Source organism: Lagierella massiliensis (genome assembly GCF_001407835.1).
GTDB classification, from domain to species: Bacteria; Bacillota; Clostridia; order Tissierellales; family Peptoniphilaceae; genus Mediannikoviicoccus; species Mediannikoviicoccus massiliensis.
The window spans coordinates 896079-920786 of record NZ_CYUO01000005.1; the positions used below are offsets into that span (position 1 = coordinate 896079).

The 24708-nt window shown below is 29.8% G+C and carries 25 protein-coding genes, 3 tRNA genes and 1 other RNA gene; 3 read left to right on the top strand and 26 right to left on the bottom strand.

The features are described 5' to 3' along the window. Positions 1–2: 2 nt before the first annotated feature. The 3 genes from thrS to BN2746_RS07915 all read right to left on the bottom strand — a co-directional run bounded on the left by thrS (position 3) and on the right by BN2746_RS07915 (position 4151). On the bottom strand, positions 3–1907 hold the full coding sequence (gene thrS / locus BN2746_RS07905; protein WP_055079244.1) for a threonine--tRNA ligase: 1905 nt from the start codon (positions 1905–1907) through the stop codon (positions 3–5). Between the two features lie 200 nt (positions 1908–2107). Beyond that, positions 2108–3403 carry a histidine--tRNA ligase gene (hisS, locus tag BN2746_RS07910; RefSeq protein ID WP_055079245.1) on the bottom strand — a complete coding sequence of 432 codons (1296 nt, stop codon included), beginning with the start codon at positions 3401–3403 and terminating at the stop codon, positions 2108–2110. Then, complete coding sequence (locus tag BN2746_RS07915) at positions 3396–4151, bottom strand: DUF6873 family GME fold protein (RefSeq protein WP_055079246.1); 756 nt, start codon at positions 4149–4151, stop codon at positions 3396–3398. The genes hisS and BN2746_RS07915 overlap by 8 nt, the downstream gene beginning before the upstream one ends. A gap of 516 nt (positions 4152–4667) precedes the next feature. On the opposite strand from BN2746_RS07915, the gene BN2746_RS07920 reads away from it, so the two are divergent. From BN2746_RS07920 to BN2746_RS07930, 3 genes are all read left to right on the top strand, one after another. Next, positions 4668–4743 (top strand) — tRNA-Phe (locus BN2746_RS07920). Positions 4744–4753: 10 nt separating this feature from the next. Next, a tRNA-Gly gene (locus BN2746_RS07925) sits at positions 4754–4828 on the top strand. A 4-nt stretch (positions 4829–4832) separates the two neighbouring features. Further along, positions 4833–4906, top strand: a tRNA-Cys gene (locus tag BN2746_RS07930). Positions 4907–5015: 109 nt separating this feature from the next. Here the strand turns inward: BN2746_RS07930 and rnpB are convergent. The 23 genes from rnpB to nusB all read right to left on the bottom strand — a co-directional run bounded on the left by rnpB (position 5016) and on the right by nusB (position 24704). Continuing rightward, positions 5016–5339, bottom strand: an RNA gene (rnpB, locus tag BN2746_RS08745) — RNase P RNA component class A. A gap of 16 nt (positions 5340–5355) precedes the next feature. Next, positions 5356–6132: a Nif3-like dinuclear metal center hexameric protein gene (locus BN2746_RS07935; RefSeq protein WP_055079247.1), complete on the bottom strand. Its 777-nt coding sequence runs from the start codon at positions 6130–6132 to the stop codon at positions 5356–5358. After that, positions 6110–6811, bottom strand: coding sequence for a tRNA (adenine(22)-N(1))-methyltransferase (locus BN2746_RS07940; RefSeq protein ID WP_055079248.1), 702 nt, complete (start codon positions 6809–6811; stop codon positions 6110–6112). Before BN2746_RS07940 ends, BN2746_RS07935 begins: the two co-directional genes overlap by 23 nt. A 2-nt stretch (positions 6812–6813) precedes the next feature. Then, the gene (gene rpoD / locus BN2746_RS07945) at positions 6814–7908 is read right to left on the bottom strand and encodes an RNA polymerase sigma factor RpoD (protein ID WP_082420251.1); all 1095 of its coding nucleotides are present in this window, start codon (positions 7906–7908) and stop codon (positions 6814–6816) included. 125 nt (positions 7909–8033) lie between these two features. Further along, positions 8034–9806 carry a DNA primase gene (gene dnaG / locus BN2746_RS07950; RefSeq protein WP_055079250.1) on the bottom strand — a complete coding sequence of 591 codons (1773 nt, stop codon included), beginning with the start codon at positions 9804–9806 and terminating at the stop codon, positions 8034–8036. Between the two features lie 10 nt (positions 9807–9816). Then, positions 9817–10839, bottom strand: a complete 1023-nt coding sequence (locus tag BN2746_RS07955; RefSeq protein ID WP_055079251.1) for a deoxyguanosinetriphosphate triphosphohydrolase — start codon at positions 10837–10839, stop codon at positions 9817–9819. A 102-nt stretch (positions 10840–10941) separates the two neighbouring features. Beyond that, positions 10942–12975, bottom strand: a complete 2034-nt coding sequence (locus tag BN2746_RS07960; RefSeq protein WP_055079252.1) for a bifunctional 4-hydroxy-3-methylbut-2-enyl diphosphate reductase/30S ribosomal protein S1 — start codon at positions 12973–12975, stop codon at positions 10942–10944. Position 12976: 1 nt separating this feature from the next. Continuing rightward, positions 12977–13546 (bottom strand): lysophospholipid acyltransferase family protein, encoded by a 570-nt coding sequence (locus tag BN2746_RS07965; protein ID WP_055079253.1) that lies wholly within the window; start codon positions 13544–13546, stop codon positions 12977–12979. Continuing rightward, on the bottom strand, positions 13539–14423 hold the full coding sequence (cmk, locus tag BN2746_RS07970) for a (d)CMP kinase (RefSeq protein ID WP_317133680.1): 885 nt from the start codon (positions 14421–14423) through the stop codon (positions 13539–13541). The genes BN2746_RS07965 and cmk overlap by 8 nt, the downstream gene beginning before the upstream one ends. Further along, entirely contained in the window at positions 14413–15645 is a 1233-nt protein-coding gene (locus tag BN2746_RS07975) for a BaiN/RdsA family NAD(P)/FAD-dependent oxidoreductase (RefSeq protein WP_055079254.1), read from the bottom strand. Before BN2746_RS07975 ends, cmk begins: the two co-directional genes overlap by 11 nt. Then, entirely contained in the window at positions 15642–16199 is a 558-nt protein-coding gene (locus BN2746_RS07980; RefSeq protein ID WP_055079255.1) for a tRNA (mnm(5)s(2)U34)-methyltransferase, read from the bottom strand. Before BN2746_RS07980 ends, BN2746_RS07975 begins: the two co-directional genes overlap by 4 nt. Then, a complete protein-coding gene (locus BN2746_RS07985) occupies positions 16192–16551 on the bottom strand; it encodes a hypothetical protein (protein WP_055079256.1) in 360 nt (119 codons plus the stop codon). The genes BN2746_RS07980 and BN2746_RS07985 overlap by 8 nt, the downstream gene beginning before the upstream one ends. Next, the gene (locus tag BN2746_RS07990) at positions 16551–17240 is read right to left on the bottom strand and encodes a pseudouridine synthase (RefSeq protein WP_055079257.1); all 690 of its coding nucleotides are present in this window, start codon (positions 17238–17240) and stop codon (positions 16551–16553) included. Before BN2746_RS07990 ends, BN2746_RS07985 begins: the two co-directional genes overlap by 1 nt. Continuing rightward, entirely contained in the window at positions 17230–17769 is a 540-nt protein-coding gene (gene scpB / locus BN2746_RS07995) for an SMC-Scp complex subunit ScpB (protein ID WP_055079258.1), read from the bottom strand. The genes BN2746_RS07990 and scpB overlap by 11 nt, the downstream gene beginning before the upstream one ends. Next, positions 17759–18493, bottom strand: a complete 735-nt coding sequence (locus BN2746_RS08000) for a segregation and condensation protein A (protein ID WP_055079259.1) — start codon at positions 18491–18493, stop codon at positions 17759–17761. Before BN2746_RS08000 ends, scpB begins: the two co-directional genes overlap by 11 nt. Positions 18494–18496: 3 nt before the next feature. Beyond that, a complete protein-coding gene (locus BN2746_RS08005; protein ID WP_055079260.1) occupies positions 18497–19114 on the bottom strand; it encodes a site-2 protease family protein in 618 nt (205 codons plus the stop codon). Beyond that, on the bottom strand, positions 19107–19643 hold the full coding sequence (locus BN2746_RS08010; protein WP_055079261.1) for an NUDIX hydrolase: 537 nt from the start codon (positions 19641–19643) through the stop codon (positions 19107–19109). The genes BN2746_RS08005 and BN2746_RS08010 overlap by 8 nt, the downstream gene beginning before the upstream one ends. Position 19644: 1 nt before the next feature. After that, a complete protein-coding gene (gene recN, locus BN2746_RS08015; RefSeq protein WP_055079262.1) occupies positions 19645–21345 on the bottom strand; it encodes a DNA repair protein RecN in 1701 nt (566 codons plus the stop codon). An 11-nt stretch (positions 21346–21356) separates the two neighbouring features. After that, complete coding sequence (locus tag BN2746_RS08020) at positions 21357–21809, bottom strand: arginine repressor (RefSeq protein WP_055079263.1); 453 nt, start codon at positions 21807–21809, stop codon at positions 21357–21359. A 99-nt stretch (positions 21810–21908) separates the two neighbouring features. Further along, positions 21909–22751 (bottom strand): polyprenyl synthetase family protein, encoded by an 843-nt coding sequence (locus BN2746_RS08025; protein WP_055079264.1) that lies wholly within the window; start codon positions 22749–22751, stop codon positions 21909–21911. Next, positions 22744–22977 (bottom strand): exodeoxyribonuclease VII small subunit, encoded by a 234-nt coding sequence (xseB, locus tag BN2746_RS08030; RefSeq protein ID WP_055079265.1) that lies wholly within the window; start codon positions 22975–22977, stop codon positions 22744–22746. Before xseB ends, BN2746_RS08025 begins: the two co-directional genes overlap by 8 nt. Continuing rightward, the gene (gene xseA / locus BN2746_RS08035) at positions 22967–24304 is read right to left on the bottom strand and encodes an exodeoxyribonuclease VII large subunit (protein ID WP_055079266.1); all 1338 of its coding nucleotides are present in this window, start codon (positions 24302–24304) and stop codon (positions 22967–22969) included. Before xseA ends, xseB begins: the two co-directional genes overlap by 11 nt. Further along, the gene (gene nusB / locus BN2746_RS08040; RefSeq protein ID WP_055079267.1) at positions 24297–24704 is read right to left on the bottom strand and encodes a transcription antitermination factor NusB; all 408 of its coding nucleotides are present in this window, start codon (positions 24702–24704) and stop codon (positions 24297–24299) included. Before nusB ends, xseA begins: the two co-directional genes overlap by 8 nt. Positions 24705–24708: the final 4 nt, after the last annotated feature.

Genomic DNA, 24708 nt, shown 5'->3' on the forward strand with positions numbered 1-24708 from the left:
ATCTATTTTTTTGATTGTATTTCATTTAATAGGTCTTTAGCAAACTCGTCCACTGAAACTGAACCCTTGTCTCCCTCGTCTCTCTTTCTTACAGAAACAGTTTTTTCTTCAACTTCTTTTTCACCAACTATCAAACTATATGGTATTTTTTGAATTTGGGCTTCTCTAATTTTGAATCCAACTTTTTCAGCTCTATCATCAACTTCAGATCTTATTCCTAACTCTTTTAGCTTTTCATTTATTTCATAAGCATAGTCGTTGAACTTATCTGAAATTGGTAAAATTCTTGCTTGAACTGGTGCAAGCCATGCAGGGAACTTACCAGCGTAGTGTTCAATCAATATTCCTAAAAATCTTTCAATTGATCCAAGAATTGCTCTATGAACCATTACAGGTCTCTTTTTTTCACCATCACTGTCAACATAAGTTAATTCAAATCTTTCTGGCATTTGAAAATCTAATTGGATTGTACCACATTGCCAAGTTCTTCCAATTGCATCTTCTAAGTGGAAGTCTATTTTTGGTCCGTAGAAGGCTCCATCTCCCTCATTTATTGAGTAATCAAAATCTTTTGAATCCAAAGCTTCCTTCAAACTATTAATAGCCATATCCCAATCTTCATCAGAACCCATTGAGTTCTCAGGTCTTGTTGAAAGTTCAACATTATATTTAAAACCAAATACAGAATAAATGTAATCACAAAGGTCAATTACTTTTGATACTTCCTCTTTAATTTGATCTTTTAACATATAAATATGGGCATCATCTTGTGTGAATGCTCTGACTCTAAATAGTCCATGAAGAGCTCCTGATAGCTCATGTCTATGAACAAGTCCCATTTCTGCAAGCTTTAAAGGAAAATCTCTATAGCTGTGCATTCCAGATTTATATACTAATATAGATCCTGGACAGTTCATAGGCTTAACAGCATAATCTTGGTCGTCTATTTTTGTAAAGTACATATTTTCTTTATAGTGATCCCAGTGACCTGATTGATGCCATAGAGATTCACTTAATATAATAGGTGTTTGAATTTCTCCATAGCCCTCTTTTTTATGAACTTCTCTCCAGAAATTCATAAGCTCATTCTTCACTATCATTCCATTTGGATGGAAGAATGGAAAACCTGGCCCTTCTTCTTGGAAACTAAATAAATCTAATTCTTTTCCTAATTTTCTATGGTCTCTCTTTTTTGCTTCTTCTATGAAATCTAAATATTCTGTAAGTTGTTTTTGCTTTTCAAAACTAATTGCATAGATTCTTTGAAGCATGTTATTCTTCTCGTCGCCTCTCCAATATGCTCCTGCAACTGAAAGAAGTTTTACAGCTTTAATTTTTTTAATATCATATAGATGAGGTCCTTTACAAAGGTCTATAAACTCACCTAACTTATAGAAAGATATAATCTCATCTTCTGGAAGATGTTCAATAAGATCTACTTTATAATTTTCTCCTTTTTCTTTGAAGAATTTTACAGCTTCATCTCTTGGCATTTCATATCTTTCAACCTTGTGCCCCTCTTTTATAATCTTTTTCATTTCTTCTTCAATCTTTGGAAGATCTTCGTCAGTAAATCTGTGCTCAAGGTCAAAGTCATAATAAAATCCATTTGCAATTGCAGGTCCTATACCAAATTTAACATCTTTATATAATCTTTGTACAGCCAATGCCATAATATGAGCAGAAGTATGCCAAAATATTTTCTTTCCTTCTTCATCTTCAAACTTAACAAATCTTACATTACTGTCTTCTCTAATAGGTTCTTGTAATCCCATTATTCTATCATTAACTACCGCACCTAAGACAACCCTTGCAAGTCCTTCTGAAATATCTCTTGCAACTTCTCCAAGTAAAACTCCTGATTCATATTTTCTAACAGAATCATCAGGTAAAATAATTTTTATCATCTCTGCCTCCTATTATAAATAAAAAAGACTTCTCCATCCCTACATATCGTAGGGACGAAAAAGCCGTGGTTCCACCCTAATTTCTTCTCAATTAATTATTCACTCCAGATTAGTATTCACATATTCATTTACTTATGGAAACTCTCAGCTATGTTACCAATCTCTTAAAGTTTAAATATGTTACTTGGATCCTTCTTCGTTTATAAATATTTAATTAAATCGTCATATGAGCAAGAAACTTGTTCTCCTGTGATCATATTTCTTAAAGAGTATGTTTTTGACTTAACTTCTTCTTCTCCAATGATAATCGTATATGGAACATTTAACTTATCAGCATATCCAAATTGCTTTTTAAGTTTACCACCTTCCAAATAGATTTGTACCATCTTATCATCTTTTCTAAGTTCTGTCAATAACTCTATACCGTTATTTTCATACCCTTTCATAGGAATTATTAAACAATCAGTTATGTGTGCACTTGACTCCTTCAAAAGATTAGATTCGTTTAGTTGATAAAAAAGTCTTGTTAAACCAATACTCATTCCAACTCCTGGAAGTTTTTGTTTTGTATAGTTCTCAGCTAAATTTTCATATCGTCCACCAGAGCAAACTGAACCGATAGATTCATATCCTGTTAAAATAGTTTCATACACTGAACCAGTATAATAATCAAGTCCTCTTGTAATACTTAATTGAATTTGTATATTTTCTTCCTTTACTCCAAGTGCCTTCATATTCTCATAAACAAACTTTAATTCTTTAAGACCTTCTTGAAATAATTCATTGGAGATGTTAAGTCCTTCCAAGTATTCAATAATTTCATCATTAGTTCCTTTTGTAGCAATAAAATCCAATAATTTATCAATAACTTTAGAATCTAAACCATAGTCAATAAACTCATTTTTTACGTTATCTTCGCCAATTTTATCAAGTTTATCAATTGTCCTTAAAGTAAAAATAAAATCATCAAGACCTATTGACTCAAAAAATCCATTTAGAAGTTTTCTATTGTTAAAAAGAAATTTAAAATTACTAAATCCAAGTTTTGTAAATACTTCACTCATTGCTGCTGGTATTTCTGCATCATTATAGAGAGAAAGTTTTTCATGTCCTACTATATCAATATCACATTGGTAAAACTCTCTATATCTTCCTCTTTGATTCCTCTCTCCCCTATATACTTTAGCTATGTGATATCTTCTAAAAGGAAAATTAATATCACTAAAATATTGTGAAACATATCTTGCAAGTGGAACAGTTAGGTCATATCTAAGACCTATCTTGGAAGATCCTTTTTCAAATGCATATACCTGTTTAGAAGTCTCTCCTCCACCTTTAGCAAAAAGTATCTCCTGCTTTTCCATAACAGGGGTGTCAAGTGGTAAAAAACCATACTTTTTAAACGTTTCTTCAATCGTATCTTTAATTTCATTAAATAATATCTGGTCTTGTGGCAACAATTCCATCATACCTGATAAAATACTCGGTTTAATCATTTATTCCTCCTCTAATACCTATAATAGAACCTAAATCTATAAATTCACAGTCCTTAGGATAATAATGTTTTATATTTTCATTTTGAAGTATTTCAACTAACTTGTCACTATATTTGTATCTTTCTAAATTTCCATAAAATAATAATTCATCTTCTGAAATCATTCCACCACATCCACCAATAAACCCAGTGTCATATCCAGGTAAATAAATATCTCCAAATGGTATTAAATAACAGTTTATTCCATTAATCGAATAGGCTTTATAAAGTCCTTTATCGGAAGTTATAACTGTGTCTTTACCAATTATTAAAGATGAACACTTACTGTAACCTTGTTTAACTAATATTGGTTTCGAATTTCCCAACAAATTTTTTTCTATATTTAAATCAATACAGTTTTCCTTGTAAAAATAATAATCTTTGGTCCTTGAAACATTTAGTGCTACGTCATTTGGATATAATTTATTTAACTCATTTGATGATGGAATAACTTCGACGCCATATTTTTTTAATTTTTCTCTATAATAAGTTTCATGTTTATTATAGACTACAATTTTTTTATAATCTATAGGATGAACTGCCATGTCAGGATGATCCTTTACTGGATCATCTATTTCTTCTATGGGTAATGTTTTTATAATATCTATTTTTAAATCACTGAGTAACTGTTTAAATCCTTCGCTTATTTTATAGCTTACAATTACGGCTTTAACTCTATCTTTAAATACAAATGGATTTATTTTTTTCACCCCTATTTAATGTGTTCTAACATGAGTTTAATAAAGTTGTAAAAATATAAAATCTTCACTAAAAATACTTTAAGAAATTGGAAATAAAGTCTAAAATCTGATATAATTTTTATAAAAGTATCCAAACTTTATCATCATAGACCTATGACATAATGATTTTCAAATTCTTATATAATTTAATTTGACTTTTGTACAAAATTATTGTATCATAAAGCTTGTAGTTAGTTAAATATTTAAAATAAAATATGATTTTTCAACATATACCCAATAACGTAGGCTTTGCTAAGCAAAAAAAAATTAGCGAGTGGGGAATAAAAAAATATTTTAAAAAACTTCTTAACATAAAAATTTAATAGATATGCCCAGATAGCTCAGTCGGTATAAGTAAGTGTCCCATTTCCCACAGGAAATGGCGGCAATGACTTAGGCTTTGCGAAGCAAAAAAAGAATGAGCGGATGGGATATAATAAAATAATCTTTTAATGACAAGTATTAACAAATACATCTATATTATGCGCCCAGATAGCTCAGTCGGTAGAGCAGAGGACTGAAAATCCTCGTGTCGCTGGTTCGATTCCGGCTCTGGGCACCAAGAAATATTTGCGGAAGTGGCTCAGTGGTAGAGCATCGCCTTGCCAAGGCGAGGGTCGCGGGTTCGAGTCCCGTCTTCCGCTCCAATATGGCGACATAGCCAAGTGGTAAGGCAAAGGTCTGCAACACCTCTACCCCCGGTTCAAATCCGGGTGTCGCCTCCAAGGTAGTATATCAAATGATATACTACTTTTTTTATTTCATAGTAAAATCCTCTTTTCATTTATTTTAATAATATTTTTTTGCACAAAAAAACTACCTTTAAAGGTAGTTTTTAGGACCAGAAAATAAGCCGTGTTCTGTTTTTGATAATCATCTATCTACCCTTATTGTTACCAATAAGGTCAAGCGATCTACCTATGGTGTAGCGAGCAACTACATTGTTCCATCTTGATCTTGCACCAAATGGGGTTTACATAGCAACTTAGTCGCCTAAGTCCTGGTGAGCTCTTACCTCGCCTTTCCACCCTTACCATAAATGGCGGTATCTCTCTGTTGCACTATCCTTAGGGTCGCCCCCACTGGACGTTATCCAGCATCCTGCTCTGTGGTGCACGGACTTTCCTCGTTATTTCACGCGATTATCTTTTCTACTCCATAATATTATAACATACTAAATGATTTTTCTTTTTGAAATGTCAAATTTAAAAATATAAATCTCTTCCTCCACAAGTTTACAAAAGTATTTAAATAAAAAATCTATAGAGTCTATTTCAGAATTATAATGGCCTATATCTAAAATAGATAGATTATTTTCTAAAGCTTTCTGCCCGTCGTGGTATTTTATATCTCCTGTAATAAGTAAATCTATTTTTTCATCAATGCACTTATCTATTGCAAAAGCACCGCTACCACCCATTACAGCAACTTTCTCAACTTCTTCGTTTAAATCTCCATAAGAAACTAAACTACTTAAATTTAACTTGTCTTTAACAAATTCTGCCATATTAAATAAGCTAATTTTTTCTATTTCAGATTTTTTTCCAAGACCATTTTCGGAATCTTCTTCTTTAAAAAGAACTTCATTATTCTTTAATCCCAGTTTTTCTGCAAGAATATTCGAAACACCAAAACTAACTTTGTCAAAGTTTGTGTGTGCAGAGTAAACTGTAATTCTATTTTTAACTAATAGCTCTAAAATTCTTCCTCTATTTGAATAAAAATCTAAAGACTTAATTTCTTCAAAAAAGAATGGATGGTGAAGAAATATAAAGTTTATATTTTTTTCTATTGCAAAGTCTACCAACTCTTTTGAAAGGTCTAAACCTATTACAATACCTTTTAAGACTTCTTTGCTAAAGTCTACTTGAACTCCAGAGTTATCCCAGTCTTCTTGCAGACTTAACGGACAATCCTCTTCAAATTTATTAATTACTTCGATTACTTTCAATTTCTTTTGTCACCTGTCTTAAATATTCTTTTCTTTCATTGAAGTTATTGATTTTTTCAGTCATGTCTTCCTTACTCAAGGCCTCTATATTATATATTATATTATCAATTTTTTTAATCTCTAAATTGATAAATTCATTTAAATTGCAGGAACCTTTTTCAATCAAAATTTTTCCAAATTCATAATAATAATCTTTTTTATATTGTTCTAAACCAGACTCGACCTTTAATATCTGATAGTATTTGTTATTTTCAAAAACATCAGATTCATCAGCAATAATATATCCATTTTCATGAAGAAATCTTCGTAGCGCTTCGATATTATTATTTCCTTGGAGTATTAATGTATTTACTGACTTTGCAACTTCTGGACTATCACTAAGAATTTTCGAAATCAAAATCCCTCCCATTCCAGATATAATTATGGTATCCACTTCAAATGGTTTTAGTGCTTTTAGGCCATCAGAAACTATTGGATAAATATTTTGATACTTCATATTATTTTCTATTTTTAATTTCAATTTTAAAAGTGATTTCTCGCTTACATCAATCCCAATTATCCTCTTAGCTATTCTATTTTTAGATAAATATATTGGAACCAATCCATGATCAGTTCCAATATCAGCAACTATAGAATTATTCTCTACAAATTCAACTATTTTTTCTAATCTACTTGTCATATCTACTCCAAAAAGTCCCTTAATTTTTGACTCCTACTTGGATGTTTTAACTTTCTCAAGGCTTTAGCTTCGATCTGTCTGATTCTTTCTCTCGTTACGTTAAATTCTTTACCTACTTCTTCTAATGTTCTTGGAGTACCATCAGTTAAACCAAATCTAAGTTCAAGAACTTTCCTTTCTCTATGATTAAGAGTTGACAATATTTCATCTAATTGTTCTCTAAGCATAGTGTAGTTTGCCGCTTCATCTGGAGCAACTGCTGTTTCATCTTCAATAAAGTCTCCAAGGTGACTATCTTCTTCTTCTCCTATAGGAGTTTCTAATGATACGGGTTCTTGAGCAATTTTTCTTACTTCTCGTACTTTTTCTACATCTATTCCCATTTCTTTTGCAATTTCTTCATTTGTAGGATCTCTTCCTAAAGATTGAATTAACTGTCTCTCAATTCTAACAAGTTTATTTATAGTCTCAACCATGTGAACAGGAATTCTTATCGTTCTCGCTTGATCTGCAATCGCTCTTGTTATGGCTTGTCTTATCCACCAAGTTGCATATGTTGAAAATTTAAATCCACGTGTATAATCAAACTTTTCTACAGCCTTCATAAGACCCAAATTTCCTTCTTGAATCAAATCTAAGAACTGCATCCCTCTACCAACATACCTTTTAGCTATACTTACAACTAACCTGAGATTTGCTTCTGCAAGTCTCCTCTTTGCATAAACATCTCCTTTTTCCATTCTTTGAGCAAGTTCCACTTCCTCTTCTGCTGTAAGTAGAGATATTTTCCCGATCTCTTTTAAATACATTTTAACTGGATCATCTACACTAATGCCTTTTATATCAACGGCTAAATTCTTGACTTTATTTAATTCAGATGATTCATCATAGTCTTCTTCTTCATCTATGTCTTCATCATCTTTTTCATTATCTAAATCTTCATCTTCGCCATCAGACGAATTATTTTCTCTCTCAATTTCATCTTCTTTTAAAAGTTCTATATTTTCTTTTTCTAAATATTCCTTTAATTCTTCTATTTCATCATCTGTTAATTCAGAAAAGCCCTCTATTCCTGTAAATTTATCGTACTCAATCATATCGTCATTATCTGATGCAATTGATAGAAGTTCCTCAAAAATATCTTTTTTTAATCCTTCTAATTCTTCACTATACTCTTCATAAGTTTTAGTGTATTTACTGTTCTTCACATTACCCTCCCCTTTTAAATACTTTTCAAAAGCGAATCTATTTTAAATATTTTATTTGCCAGTTCAGTATAAGATTTTTCTAAACCTTCAGATAATCCTTCACTCTCTTGAAGAAGAATTAATTGTTCTTTAAGATTATCTCTTTCTATAATTAAAACATGCCTTTTAAGGGAGTTTAAAAATCTTATAATATTTTCTTCCTCAGTATAATAATCTCTATTTCGTATAAATAAAACAGTTCTGAGAATTTTCTTGATGTTGCTATCTCCTTTAAGTTCTTCCAGTTCTTTTAAAGTTGTATCAATTGACAATTCATTTTCTTCTATAAAAACAATTGTAGGTATAAAAAATTTGGTTTCATCTTCCAAAAAACTCGTAGAGTCCAAAATTTTACTTCTCAATTCAAAATCGCTATTAAAAAGATAATATTTTATACTTTCCAAAAAAATAAATTTAGAATTGCTATTCACCTTGTTTACTTTAGGTACATCATTTACAGAGGGTGGTTGAAATTTTTTCTGTTTAGTTAACTCTGTTTTTATACTATCTACATTAATATTTAAATCTTTTGAAAATCTTGTTAAATATTCATCTTGGACAAGTTTGTTATCTATCTCATTTAAAAGTTTAACAAGTTCATCTAAGAACTGACTCTTACTATTGATATCTTCTAAATCATAGTTCTTCAGTAATTTAGTATAATTATATAAAATAGAATTCAAAGAATTTGTTATTAATGTTTCAAAAGAATCCTTTCCATATTTTTTTATATAATCATCAGGATCAAGCTGTTCAGGTAGTTCTATAACATTTGCTTGTATATCAATTTCTTTAAAAATTTGTATTGCTCTTTCTGTCGCTTTTTGACCAGCTGAATCTCCATCATAGCATAAATATATATTTTTTGTATATCTACTGATTAATTTAGCTTGTTCTTTTGTAAGAGCCGTCCCTAATGAAGCTACACAATAATCAATTCCATAATTGTATAAAGATATTACATCGACATAACCTTCAACTATAACAACCTTGTCTTTTTTAGAAATTGAATTAAAATTTGTAACTCCATATAGATTTTTTGACTTGTGATATACTATGGACTCTGGGGAATTTATATATTTAGCTCTATCATCAACCAGAGTTCTACCACCAAATCCTATTACTTCTTTCCTGTTATTAGTAATCGGAAAAATAAGTCTGTTTCTATATGCATCATATAAATGACCGCTTGCTGACTTTTTAATTAGTCCAAGCTCTAACAAGTCGTCTGTACTTACATTTTTATCTTTAAAGTAATTAAGTAAATTATCAAATCCATCTGGCGCATACCCTAACATAAATTTATTGACTACAGATTTATTTAACCCTCTATTGGATAAATACTGTTTGGGCAATTCATAAGTTAAAAGCTGTTGAAAAAAATAATACTTGGCTTCTTCATTTATTCTAAGTAGAGCTTTCCTATGCTCATAAAGCTCTTTATCTACATTGCCTGTATCAAGAAAAATTCCCAATTTATCAGCTAAAAAATGTATCGCTTCAATATAATTTAAATTTTCTTTTTTCATAATAAAAGTTATAGAGTCTCCACCGGCTCCACATCCAAAACAATGAAATATTCCCTTGTTTCTTGATACAGTAAAAGAAGGAGTTTTTTCGTTATGAAAAGGACATAGTCCTATGTAGTTCTGACCTGAAGGTTTTAATTCCACATAATCTGAAATAATATTTACAATATCCAGTTGATCTTTTATATCTTGAATTTTTTCTTCAGGTATATAAGCCATTTTTCCTCCATTATATATGCCATTGTTTAGGAATAAATATATTTTTGTATTCCTGTATGGCAAAAGTATCTGTCATTCCAGCAATATAATCTGTCACTATATCCTCTTTAGTTGAACTTTTTAACTCATCACTTGTCTTATAAAGTTCTAAATGTTCTTTAGGTAATTTATCAAAATGTTTCATAAAATACAGATATAGTCTTTCGATTAAATCCTTTGCTTTTTCCTCGTCTTGTTTGACTATTGGATTAAAATAAACTTCTTCAAACATAAATTTACGAAGTTGCATCATTAGTTTGTATTCTTCATCACTCATAATGATATCATTTTTCCCAAAACTTTCCTTAATTACATTGACAACCATATTATTAATTCTTTCAGATGGAGAATTCCCAAACATTTCACGTATGTTTTCAGGTAAATCTTCTTCAGTCAAAATACCTGCTCTTATAGAATCATCAATATCGTGATTAATATACGCAATTCTATCGGCAAATTTAATAACACGACCTTCTAAAGTAATTGCCTTTTTATCACCTGCGTGATTTTCAATTCCGTCTATAACTTCATCTGTTAAATTTAGACCCTTTTTATTGTTTCTGATCTCTAAATATTTTACGATTCTACTTGATTGCATATAGTGCTTAAACCCTTTAGGATGTAATGAATTAAGTGCATCCTCTCCCATATGACCAAATGGAGTATGCCCAAGATCATGAGAAAGTGCAATCGCCTCTGTTAAATCTTCATTAAGTTCTAAAGCTCTTGAAATAGTTCTTGCAATTTGAGCAACTTCAAGAGTATGGGTTAACCTTGTTCTGTAATGATCTTTTTCAGGAGAAATATAAACTTGAGTCTTGTGTTTCAATCTTCTGAAGGATTTTGAATGGATTATTCTATCTCTGTCTCTCTGAAAAGAAGTTCTAAAGAAATCCTCCTCTTCAGTATATTTTCTTTTTGAAAATCTACTCTTAGCTGCATATTCAGATAGGTAGTTAATTTCAAATTCTTCTTGTTTAACTCTGGTATTCATATAAGCTCTCCTTATTATCTACTTAATAAAATGATACCCAATAAGATTAAACATCAACAAACAATGAATAAAAAAAGATAGAGCTAACTCTACCTTTTTTAATTATTCTTCGCTATCTTCGCTTTCGTCAAGCTTAGCCGCAATTAAATCTCCCAGATTATGTTCTAACTCCTGATTTTCATATTCAGGAACTTTTTCTTGTTTAGGTTTTTGAACTCTCTTTGGTTGAGGTCTTGGTTTTACTTCAGGTTTTTCTTTGGTTTCTTTTATGCTTAGAGCTATTCTTTTGCTTTCAGGATTTATTTCCAATATTTTAGCTTCTATTTCGTCGCCGATATTAAGCTCATCTGATGGTTTTTCTACATGTTCATATGAAATTTGAGAAACGTGAACTAAACCTTCAACCCCTTCTTGAAGTCTTACGAAAGCACCAAAGTCTAATAGATTAACAACTTCTCCCTTAACGATGTCTCCCTCTTTGTTGTTTTCCATAAATTCTTCAAAAGGTTTCTTTGTTAACTGTTTTAAGCCAAGAGAAATTCTATTTCTTTCTTTATTTGCCCTTAATATTTTAACTTCTATTTCGTCGCCTACTTTTAGAACATCTGATGGGTGATTTATTCTCTTCCATGAAATATCAGAGATGTGAATTAAACCATCTACTCCTCCTATGTCGACAAAAGCTCCAAAATCAGTTAATCTTTCAACTTTTCCTTCTATTACCTTACCAACTTCAATATTTTCCCAAGCTTCGTCAAGTTTCTTTTGAAGTTTTTCTTCTTCAATAACTCTACTTGATAAAACAAGTCTTCTCTTCTTTTCATCTAAGTTGATAATTTTACATTCTAAAGTCTCACCAACATAAGGAGATAAATCCTTGACAAAAGTAGTAGCAACTTGGGATCCAGGAATAAAAGCGTTGATGTCAAATACAGTTGCTAAAAGTCCTCCTTTAACAACTTTAGTAACCTTAGCTTCAACTGTTTCATCATTTTCAGAAATTTCTACTAACTTTCTCCAATTCTTTAATCCTTCTACTCTTCTTGTTGAAAGCACTACATTACCTTCACCATCATCAAGCTTGATAACATAAACTTCAACTTCTTGACCTTCTTTAAAAAGATCTTTAGGTTTAGCATTAGGATCAGATGAAAGCTCATCTTGCTTAATTATTCCATCTGAAGTATATCCTATATTCACCATAACTTCAGAATCAGTAACGTAAATAACGCTACCTTTAACCACGTCTTTAGGGTATATCTTTGTTATACTACCCTCAACTTGCTCCATAAATTCGTCTTTGCTGTAATTATCCATTACTTGAACAACCTCCTCAATTATCCAAGCAGGTGTGGATGCACCTGCCGTAATTCCTATTTTATTATATTTACATACTTCTTGTAAAGATAAATCATCTATGGTTTCAATCATAAATGTATTTTTACAATGCTTTTTGGACAATTCAAAGAGCTTGTTAGTGTTTGAACTTGTTCTTCCTCCTATAACGACCATTGCGTCCACCACCTTGGCAAGTTCAACAGTCGCCTGTTGTCTATTCTTAGTTGCATTGCATATTGTATTTTTTATCACTACATTAGTATTGCTATCCTTTATTATATCAGATATTTCAAAAAATTTCTCGTAAATGTTTGTAGTTTGTGAAATTATATATAATTTGTCAAGTCCAACTACTTTTTTTGCTTCATCTTCTGAGTAAATTATGATAGGCTCTTTCTTTAAATGTCCAGCCATAGCTTTAATTTCTGGATGTTCTCTCTTACCTATTATAACTATCTTATATCCTTCTTCCTCAGCCTTTTGAATCCTTTTATAAATTGATAAAAGCACAGGACATGTACAATCTATAACATTGTATCCTAATTCTTTATACTTTTCTATATTTGATAAAGTTTCTCCATGACTTCTAATAATTATATTTGAATTTTTATCTGTTTTAGGTGGATTATCTTCAATTTTAAAACCTAATCCCTTTAGTCTATTAACTTCTTGAGGATTATGAATCAAATCTCCCGTTGCAATTGTATCTTTATTAGAATTTAGTGTCTCTTCAGTTTTTTCTACGGCATTTTTCACGCCAAAACAAAATCCTGAATGTTCTGCAATTAGAATTTCCATACTACTCCTCAATATTATATATTTTTTTATAAACTTCCATTGTAAGCTCTTTATTAATATCCCTTCCAAATTCTTTAAAATCTTCTGGATAAACTAAATCTCTAAAAGTTACCTTTATAGGTCTGAACAACTTGTAATCAGTATCTATATAGACTGGTAGTATAGGTGATCCCGTTCTATTTGAAATCATTCCAACACCCTCTTTAATGTTTTCAACAGATACAGTTTTAACTCTGGTTCCTTCTGGGAATATGCCAAGCACATCCCCTCTTTTTAATATAGACATAGCTGTTCTTACGCTTTTTAAATCAGTTTTTGATCTATTAACTGGAAATGCTCCAAGTTTTTTTAAAATATGACTTAGTATAGGCTTATGAAATAGTTCTTCTTTAGCCATAAAATAAATCTTTCTATCACAAACCTGTGCAAGAACAACCGGATCAAGCAAACTTGTGTGATTTGCACAAATTATTAAAGGACCATCTTTTGGAATTTTATCTTTATCGTACACTTCAAATTTAAAAAATAATTGAAGCATACCTCCACAAAAAACTTTTAAAAATTTATACATCTATACCTCTTATTATATTTATAATCTTTTCTACAACCTCTTTTAAAGTCATTTCCGTACTATCAATGAAATGTGCATCCTCCGCTTGTTTAAGAGGTGAGATTTTCCTGTTTGAGTCTATGATATCCCTTGCTTTTAAATCTTCTAATATCTCTTCATAGCTTTTGTCTAAAGAAGATTTTTCATCTTTATAGCGTCTCATGGCTCTTTCCTCGGCTGTTGCAGTTATAAAAAATTTATACTTTGCATCAGGAAAAACTACAGTTCCTATATCCCTTCCGTCCAAAACTATAGATTTACCTTTAGAAATATTTCTTTGTAAATCAACCAGTACTTCTCTAACAATAGGGACTGCAGAAACCCTTGAAACATTTTTTGTAACTTCGTCCCCTCTTATTTCTTTAGAAATATCTTCTCCGTTTAAAATAACACTGTCTTTTTCAAAGTCAATATTTATATTTCCAATAACTTTTTTTATTTCTTCTTCAGTTAAACTAATATTTTCCTTTAGAAGATAATAGGTGAATGCACGATACATAGCTCCTGTATCTAAATAATTTATACCAAGTATTTTAGAAATTTCCTTAGCTACTGTGCTTTTTCCTGAAGCTGATGGTCCATCAATTGCAACAACAAAGTTTTCTTTTTCTACTATGTCTATGGAAATATCATTATTGTCTTCATCTTCTAAAGTTGATGTCTTTACAAATCCTTCAAAGTCATACTTGTCCAGGTAGTTTGAAACTTCTTGGTACATTTCAGGAATTGTAATAAGCACATCATTTTTAGTAGTGTCTATATTTTTTAATTCTTCATAAATAAGATTTGCGATATCTTTGCTACTTTTGCCTTCTAATTTTAAATTGTTAATTATCATTACAATCGTCCTTTATGTTACTTCCTGCAAGAAATCCTGTAGAGTAGGCTATTTGTAAGTTATATCCTCCAGTAAAGGCATCTACATCTATAACTTCACCAACAAAATACAAATTTTTTATCTTTTTAGACTCCATTGTTGATGAGTCTATTTCCTTAACTTCCACTCCACCTCTGGTTATTATGGCCTCATTAAAATCTCTTATATCATTTATATTAAATTCAAGGCCTTTAATGTTTTTTATAAGCCTATGTCTTTCTTCTTTAGTAATTTGATTTATCTTTTTATCCCTTGGAATATTAGACAATTCTAAAATAGGTTTGATTAATGATTTGATTAATAGATCCTTTAAACCATTTTCAATATCCTTATTGATATACTTATTGAAATCTCGATTTATTCTATCATCTAACTGATTATAATTCAAACCAGGTTTCAAATCTATTGATAATGAACACTTCTCCTTTGGATAGATTAATGAAGATAGGCTTAATATGGTTGGCCCAGATATTCCAAAGTGAGTGAATAATGCTTCTCCAAATTCTTTTTTATAAGGCTTCCCATTTTTATTTAATGTAACTTCTACATTCTTTAGGTTAACTCCAGAAAGTTCTTTATGAATTGAGCTATTTAAATTAAGTCCCACAAGACCTGGGTAGATGTCAGTTACTTCAATTCCAAAATTTTTTGCAAACTTATAGCCATCACCAGTTGAACCTGTTGACTTATAAGAGTTTCCACCAGTTGCAATTACAAGATAATCACAAGAAAAGCTATTATTCTTTGAATAAAGCTTAAATATATCATCAGCCTTTTCTATATACCTTATGTCTTCATCGAAAATAAGATTAATTTGTTTGTCATTTAATATTTTTTTAAATGTTTTTATAACATCCGAGGATTTGTCTGATGATGGAAAAACCCTATCTCCCCTTTCAACTTTATATTCCAAACCGTATTCATTCAACAAGTTTAAAATATCCATGTTGCTAAATGAATAAAATGCAGAGTACATGAATTTTTCATTTCTATTAATTTGTGGGAAGAATTCAGATATGTCTTTATAATTTGTTATATTACATCTTCCCTTGCCAGTGATATATAGCTTTTTACCAAGCTTTTCGTTTTTTTCGATTATTGTTACATTATTATTTTCATTTTTTGCTGCAATAGCAGCCATCATTCCAGCAGGACCGCCGCCAATAACTATAACTTCCTTCATTTTATTTTCTCCAATGTAATAAGAAAAGGAGGATTGTTTTTTTGATTTATAAAATCAAATTTAATAATTTCAAACTCCTTTTGATTTAATTCTTTTAAATACTTTTCAATATGTATTGCTTCTTCCAATCCAGATGGATGTCCAGGATAGAATGTAATAAACACCCTACCATTTGGATTTAGCTTTTCAAGTAATACTTCAAGGCTATTAATCACCTTTTTATAGTTTGTAACAATTTTTTTATCACCTTTTGGTAGGTAACCTAAGTTGTAAACTGAAATATCTATATTTTCCTTTACGTATTTATCTATGTACTCATGGCTATCTAAAATAAGATTGATATTACTTAACTCTTTTTCATTAAATTTTTCTATTGTATTTTGAATACTAATATCCTGAATGTCAAATCCATAAAATTTACTTTCATTTCCTAAAATATTAACAAGTTTTCTTAAGTCATTTCCATTTCCAAGGGTCATATCAACAGCTACTAAATTTTTCCCTTTATAATCTTGTAAAAATAAATCCAATATTCCCTTGCAGTTTTTAATCATTACAACAACTTCCTTTTAAGAAATCTAAAATATGAATTGGTGATTCAGGAAGTAACTCTTCCAAATTTTTATTTTCGTAATTAAGATATTCAAATCCTAAATCATAAACTTTAGAAGCAGTTGCTCTAAGATAAAAATTTTTATCTAAAAAATCAAAGTCACCTACTATTTTAAACTCTCTTAAATAACAATTTTTGCCATTTATTTCTATTTTGCTATATCCTACTATTTTTTCATCTTCAAAAAGCGTAAAAAATATTTCTGGTACTTTATAATTTAAACTCAATTCAATATCATATTTTTCTTTAAAATAATCCAAATCCTTTGGATTTGAATCTTTAACTACTAACATTATAAACTCCTTAAATAATCTACTTCTTCCTTTGTAAGTTTTCTAAATTTTCCTTCAGGTAGATAATTATCTTTTATTTTTCCAATAGAAATTCTCTTTAAGTCAACAACTTTGCATCCAATGTAATTAAACATTCTTCTAACTTGTCTATTTTTTCCTTCAGATATTGATATTTGATAATTATAATTAGAAATCTTTTTTATTTTGCATCTCTTTGTCAAATATCCATCCATTGGTATTCCTCTAATCAAGGTTTTTAAATCCACTTCTTTAGGTTTTTTATCTAATATTACCTCATAGGTTTTAAATATATCCTTCTTTGGATGAGTCAATTTATAAGTCAAATCCCCATCATTTGTAATAATAATTATTCCCCTACTATCTTTATCAAGTCTTCCAACAGGATATAATCTTTCCTCTGATTTTACCAAATCAAGTACAGTTTTTTCTGCATGTGGATCTTTTACAGTTGATACATATCCAATAGGTTTGTTTAAAAGAAAATACTCGAATTTTTTAGATAATTTTACTTCTTTACCGTCTAACTTTATTATATCTTCCGGAGAAACTTTCACCCCAAGTTCTTTAACTACATCCTCATTTATACTGACTCTTCCCTGTGAAATTAATTCGTCAGCTTGCCTTCTTGAACAAACTCCACTGTGTGCAAGATACTTATTAATCCTCACTTTTATTTACCTCTAAAAATAATTGCTCTACCTCATTTTTTTGAGGAAGATGTTTTAAATCAACCAAATCAAATACTCTTAAAAATTCATCTGTTGTACCATATAGTATTGGTCTACCAATTTGTTCAAGTCTTCCAACTTCCATTATCAAATCTCTTGAAAGTAAAGTGTCGATAGGTCCTTGAGATCTAACTCCTCTTATCTCTTCAATTTCAACTCTAGTGATTGGTTGTTTATAAGCTATAATTGAAAGCACTTCCATTGATGAATTTGTAATGTTTTTATTATCATTCTTATTGACCAATTTCTTAACAAATTCTAAGTTACATTCTTTTGTAACATATTGAAAATTGTCACCATATTGTTTTAACTCAACTCCCCTGTCTGAAGAATTACAATCAGATACCATCTCCTTAAGTATCTTTTTAGTTTCTCCTGGAGTTTTTTCTATTATCTTTGCAATTTCTTTATATGAAAGGGGTTCTCCCCATATATATAATAATGACTCAATTATAGACTTATAATTCATCTTCACACCTTAATTCTATGAATATTTCATCAAAGTTTTCATCTTGATATAATTTCACTTCATTTATTTTTAACAATTCCAATATAGAAAGAAATAGAGTTACAAGTTCGCTTACGTGCATATTATTATGGAAAAAATCAGAGAAATTCATTTTCTTTCCTGGAATTAACTTGTTTTTTATGATACTCATATATTCATCAACAGAAAATTCTTCTCTTTTCAAGATATCAAACTTTTCTAAATTCTTTTGCCTCTTATCAATTCTACTTATCACTTTAAATAATTCGTTGTAGAGTATTAATCCATCTCCAATTATTTTGTTCTCTGTTTTGTTTTCAAAAAAATCGGACAAATCTTCCTGCAACTTAGGATATGAACTGTCCGCTTTATCTTTATGCTTTTGTAACTCTTGTGAAAGTTCCTTAATCTTTTTATATTCTCTAAGCCTTGTTAATATCATTTCTTCTGTAACAGTTTCTTCTTCATCTAAAAACTCATTTTTTGGAAGTAATTTTTTTGACTTTATCTCAAGTAATGTACTTGCTAAAAAAATAAAATCTGCTATATTTTCAGGATTTATAGTCTTTAATTCTTCAACTTCCCTTAAGAAATCTTCAGTTATGTCACTTAATTTTACAGTATAAATATCTATCTTATTTTTTTCAATTAAACTTAACAAGAGGTCAAATGGACCTTGAAAATAATCAGTTTCTATCTTATACATACTTTACCCCAACAAACCATACATAAATTTTAAAACAAAATCTGACATAGAGAGTACAACTTTTGAAATTGCACCTGTAAAAATAAGTGCAATCAATATCATATTTGTATATCTTTCCACACTAAGCAATTTATAATTTACTTTATCTGGTAAAAATGTCATTACAATCTTTGAACCATCAAGTGGAGGTAATGGTATTAAATTAAATACTCCCAATAGCACATTGTATTGTACCATAGACTTAACAAATAAAATTAAATAGGGATTCGCATCAACTCTTGATATCACAAAATTAAATATTACAAGAGATATAAAAGCGAGCAAAAAATTGGTTATAACTCCTGAAATCGAAACTAAGAAATTACCCAATTTCTTTTTTCTAAAATTATAGGGGTTTATTGGTACAGGTTTCGCCCATCCAAAATGAAATATTAAGAGTGATAACGTCCCAAGTGGAGACAAGTGTTTTAATGGATTTAAAGATAATCTTCCACTATCCTTTGCCGTGGTATCTCCCATGTAAAGTGCCGCTACTCCATGTGCGTTTTCATGTAATATTAAAGATACTAATAGTGCTGAGTAAATTACTATATAAGTTAATATAGTTTGTAAATTAAACATTTTTATCCCTTTTACTCTTTAAATATAGCAATCCTATAATCGTCTTTGAATCTTCAATTTTACCTTCTTCAATCATATTCAACGCCTCTTCTAATGAGTACTCTTCTATCTTTAAGTCTTCTCCTTCATCACCTTCTAATGGACTTGGAAATAATTCAGTTGCTAAAAAATATGACATCTTTTCATCTGTAAATCCGGGAGATGAATATGAGTCAAATAGATATTCATAATCCTTTGCATCAAATTTTATTTCTTCTTGTAACTCTCTTTTAGCGGCTTCTTTAGGAAGCTCATTCGACTCAATAAGTCCAGCTGGAAGTTCAATTAACTCTTTGTCAACAGCTTTCCTATATTGACGAACAAATATGACTTTTTCATCCTTTAATGCAATTATTGTAACTGCATTCGCATGTTCAACTATTTCTCTTTTTGAATATTTTCTATTCTTAAGTTCGACAGTATCAACTCTTAAGTTTAAGATTCTACCTTCATATATCATTTCAGATTTTATCGTCTGTTCTTTACTCATCTTATTTCTCTCCTTCGTTAAATTGGAACTTGCCCTGTTCAATCATATCAACTGCCTGTTTGATTGTATTTTCAGTTATGTCAATTCCTCCTATTAACCTGGAAATTTCCATTACTCTCTCTTTTTCATCTATAGCTCTGATATTTGAAATTGTATCTAAATCACGCTCACTTTTTTCTATTAGCATATGCGATGATGCAAGTGATGCTATTTGTGCAAGGTGTGATATTGTTATTATCTGTCTGGACTTTGAAATCATTTGTAACTTCTCTCCAACAAGAATAGCTGTTCGTCCACTAATACCAGTATCAACTTCATCAAATATCAAAGTATCCACATTGTCCACTGAAGCTAAGGATGTTTTTAATGCCAACATTATTCTTGAAAGCTCTCCTCCAGAAGCAACTTTATTCAAAGGCATCAACGGCTGACCCACATTTGTAGAGATATTAAACTCCACTATGTCCTTTCCCATTGACGTGATTTTTTCATCTTCAAAAAAAACAATAGAAAACTTTGCATTTGGCATATTTAAGCCTTTTACATTTTTAAGAATATCCTTTTCAAGATTTTTGCTTACTTTCTTTCGTATATCTGTCAGCCTACTACATAGATTTTTACAATCCAAATGCTTTTTATTAATCTCTTTATTCAGTATTTCAATATTTTCTTCTATCTTTTCTAATATATCAAGTCTTTCCTTAGATTTTTCTCTAAAGTCTATTAATTCTGAAATATCTGATCCATATTTTCTCTTCAGATTTGTAATATTCAATATGGTTTCATCAAGTAAATGTAATTTTTCTTCATCATAGTACAAGCCGTTTTGATAGTTTTCTATATCTCTATAAACATCTTCAAGTTCATAGTATGAAGACTCTATTCTATCAGATATTTCAGTTAAATCCAAATCCAGCTCTTTTAACTCCAAAAGCTCAGATACAATCTCAGATAGAGAGCCTAAAACATCAAAGTTTCCAAATTCACTACCCTTTAAGTTTTCAGATATGCCTGATATAGACATTTTTATCCTATCGATATTACTAAGAACCTTAAATTCATTTTCAATTTCTCTTTCATCAAAATTTTCCAAGTCAATGCTCTCTAACTCTTCAATCTGAAACCTTAAAATATCCTTTTCTCTATCTATTTCTTCAGAACTTAAGCTAAGACTTGAAAGTTCTTTTTTTAAATTTTGTAATTCCTTAAGTTTTTTATCTAAGTCATTCAAAATATTTTTGTTTCCTTCTGGACTGAAATCATCTAATATTTTTATATAGTTAGATTTGTTCAAAAGGGTTTGATTTTCATTTTGACTATGAATATCTATAAGATCTTTCATCATTTCTTTTAAAAAGCTTAAAGTAACATTTCTACCATTAATTCTGTTGTTACTTATTCCTGACTTCTGTGATTCCCTTGTTACAATGAGAACACCATCTTCTAATTCATACCCCATCTCTTTAAATCTATTTAATTTTTCTTCTGATGATATAATAAATTTTCCTTCTACAATTGAAGAATTTCCATATTTACCAATATAAGACTTTTGAAATCTGTCCCCTATCAGAAGCTTAAGTGCATTTACAAGTATTGTCTTACCTGCTCCAGTTTCACCAGTGATTACATTGAAATTTGAATCGAATTCAACTTGCAACTTTTCAATAATAACAAAATTTTGAATATAAAGTTCAGCTAACATTGTTCCTCTCTTTATTTCATCAATGCTTTAATCTCATCTACAACTTCATCAAGTTTGTTTTTATCATCTACTGCTATAAAAATTATATCATTTCCTGATAGAATACCACTAATATGCTTTATCTTCGCATTTGTAATTGGTACAGCTGAAACAGTTGCAGTATGAGAAATAGTCTTTACGATAACCATTTCACCATTGTGTTCAATACTTAGAACTGCTGATTTAAAAATCTTATCAAGTCTTTCATTTAAAGAATCATGAACAGTATCTATCACAGAATAGTGATATTCCCCGTCTTTTGTCTGTACTTTTGTAATTCTTAATTCCTTTATATCTCTTGATATGGTTGCTTGAGTAGCAAAAACTTCATTTTCTTCAAGTAATTCTGATAATTCTTCTTGTGTTCTTATTTCATACTTATCAACCAAGTCAAGAATCAATCTTTGTCTTGCATATTTTTTCATATAATACTCCTTACATAAGTATATCTTTTAATATATGTAATCTCTTTGATTTTGCCAAAGTAACTTATATGAATATGATAATAAGAGCTTAAAAAGCTCCTATATATCTCGATTAATAAATTCCTTCGTCAAATTCTCTAAAAAATCTGTGTTTTTATTTAAAGATTTTAGACATTTCATAGCTTTTTTTGAATGCTTATGAATAAGGTCTATAATCTCTTCCTTATCTTTAATTAAAGTTGCATAAGTAAGTTTCGAAGATTCTAAATCTTCCTCATAATCAAGCATATCGTCCCTAAGTTGAAATGCTATTCCAAAATTATACCCAAACTCTTCTGATAGAGATATTTCTTCTTTAGTCGCTCCTGCCGTTATTGCAGCGCATTTGCAAGAAGCTTTGATGAGTCCACAAGTCTTTTTATCATACATATCAAAAAAATCTGACTTATTCTCAAGCTTATTTTGAATATCTAAAACCTGTCCATAAATCATTCCATCATAGCCTGATTGGGAATAAAAATATTTTGAAGCTTCAATAAAATTATCTTTATTGTCTGATTTTGATATTGCCATAAGAATTTTTTCCATACTCTTGTTGAGAAGACCATCTCCAATTAATATAGCCATATCTTCACCAAATTTTTTATGAACAGTTGGTTTGCCTCTTCTCATATCGTCGTTATCCATAGCTGGAAGATCATCATGAACAAGTGAGTAGTTATGAATTAATTCTATTGCATACGCAAAATCTTTACAAGGTTCATCAACTTCTTTAAATAGACTATAGAACTCAACGAATAAAATCGGTCTAAGTCTCTTGCCGTTATTCATCAAAGAATAAAATGAACCATCTTCTAAAATATTTTTATCGTTAAAAATACTTTTAAGTCCTTTGTTTATAAATCTCTTTCTTAATTCAAATTCTTCAATAAAATTATTCATCACTATTTAATATATTTGGGTCAAAATCAGACTCTCCATCCTCTGTCATCATTCTAATTTTACCCTCTTCCCTATCTAATATTTCCATTAATTTTTTATGATGCATTAGTGCCTCTTCATAAAGTTTAACATTTTCTTCTAAAGTAATATTGTCATCTTCAAGCTTTTCCAATATTTCTTCCAATCTATTTAAACTATCTTCATAGTTTGAAAAATTATTTTCCATTTTCAATACTCCTTACTTCTGTAGTAGCTATACCATCTTCAAAATGAAGTTCTAATAACTCTCCAACTTTTAAGCTCTTTGCTGAGTTGATATATGCGCCTTTTGATGTAGCTCTAATATACCCAAGTTTTTTTATCCTTAAATCATTATGCAATTCAACCCTTGTTTGCAATTCTTTTAATTTCAATCTTTCCTGATTTAGTTTTGCAAATGTTTTTATCTTTATGATTTTTTTAATATTGTTTAATTCGTCCTTTGTCAACTCAATTCTTTGAATTGGATTATGTTCCATTAGGTATATACTAAATTTTTCTAACCTGTCTCTTTCTTTAATTATATTTAGCTTAACTTGCCTATCTATTCTAAGATTTAACTTTTGATTTTCTTCTTTCAATTTGCATATCTTATCTAATGGGTTGTAGACTTTAATCAAACTAAAATAATAATCCAACTTTTTTCTCTCTTCTATAAAGTAATTAGAGTAAGCCTTCTCAATTAAATTTAATTTCTTATTCAAGTTTTCTTTTAAATCCACAAGATTTGGCGTACAAAGTTCTGCGGCTGCTGTTGGAGTAGCTGCTCTTAAATCTGAAACAAAATCGGATAGCATATTATCTACTTCATGACCTACTGCAGAAATTATTGGTTTTTTTGAGTTAAATATCTTTAAAAGTAATTCTTCATCATTAAAGCAATTTAAATCTTCAAAGGAACCTCCCCCTCGACCTATTACAATAAAATCTATAAATTCATAGGAATTTAAAACTTCTATCCCGTTTATCAAACTCTTCGGTGCATTCTGTCCTTGTACTATTGCTGGATAAATATATATATTTACAATTGGAAATCTTCTTCTTATAGTTGTGATAATATCTCTAATAGCAGCCCCGTTAGGTGATGTTACTACTCCAATATTCTTAGGCATTTTAGTTATCTGACGTTTATGACTTTCATCAAAGTAACCTAACTCTTTAAATTTTTCTTTCAGTAATTCATATTGTCTATAGATATCTCCAATACCTGTGTTTATAACTTCTTTAACGAGGAGCTGATAATAACCGCCCTTCTCATATGTTATTACACTTGCTCTCAACGAAATCTTATCTCCATCTGAAAGTTGTAAAGTTTTAGAAATCTCCATATTTCTGAAAATAATACATTTAATCGAAGCTTCTTCATCCTTTAGGCTAAAATAGATATTTCCAGAAGATTTTTTAAAATTAGAGACTTCTCCCTCAACAAATACATTTATCAGCATAGGATCTCTTTTTAATAGAGTTGAAATATATTTACTTATTTCTGATACAGTAAAGGCTTTACTATTCATTAACCTCACCTTTTGAAATACTTCCTAATACGCCATTTATAAATCTATAGGAGTCTTCCGATGAATATTTTTTTGCTATCTCAACAGCTTCGTTAATAGCAACTCTATCTGGAATATTATCATCATAAATAATTTCATTTGTAGCAACTCTTAATATGGACTTATCTATACAATATAGCCTATTAAAGTCCCATCCTATCAAATTATCTTTTATTTTTTCATCAATTTCATCAAGATTATCTATTATCGAAAAAATTGAACTCTCTATAAAATCTCTATGTTTTTCATCTATCTCAAAGTGATTAATAAACACTTCGACATCTTCTTTGTCAAATACTTCATTAATAGTAATTTGGAAAATAAATTTTACAATCCATTCTCTGGCTTCTTTTCTATTCAAAATT